This is a genomic window from Mesorhizobium sp. M5C.F.Ca.IN.020.32.2.1 (genome assembly GCF_004023105.1).
Lineage (GTDB): Bacteria > Pseudomonadota > Alphaproteobacteria > Rhizobiales > Rhizobiaceae > Mesorhizobium > Mesorhizobium wenxiniae.
The window spans coordinates 1-482 of record NZ_RZSX01001651.1 but is presented as its reverse complement, the minus strand read 5'-3'; the positions used below and the strand labels follow the sequence as shown (position 1 = coordinate 482).

1 protein-coding gene is annotated in these 482 nt (G+C 60.4%); it reads left to right on the top strand.

All coding sequences use genetic code 11. From position 1 onward, the window contains the following. The coding region (locus tag EOA86_RS37970) for a BCCT family transporter (protein WP_206630296.1) at positions 1-482 on the top strand (482 nt) is incomplete at both ends.

Sequence of the window (482 nt, the reverse complement as noted above, 5' to 3'; positions counted from 1 at the left end):
TTTCGGCAAGATTAGGCTTGGGGCCGATGACGAACTTCCCGAATTCCGGACGGTTTCGTGGGTATGCATGATGTTCAGTGTCGGCATGGGCATCGGCCTGATGTTCTGGGGCGTTGCCGAGCCAGTTTTCCATTTTGGCGCACCGCCTCACGGGCTGGCGGCCGCGCAAACCAAGGAGGCTGCGCTGCTCGCGATGAAATATTCCTATTTTCATTGGGCCCTCCACCCTTGGGCGATCTATGCCATTGTCGGTCTGGCGATCGCCTACTTCACCTACCGGAAGGGCCTGCCAATCCTGATCTCGAGCGCTTTCACCCCCCTGCTCGGCAAGGCGGTCGCCGGACCGATCGGCAAGACAATCGATATTCTCGCCGTCCTCGCCACGCTGTTCGGCACGGCGACATCGCTCGGCCTTGGCGCACAGCAGATCAACAGCGGTCTGAATTTTCTCTGGGGAACCGGCGAGGGGACAGGCATTGCCC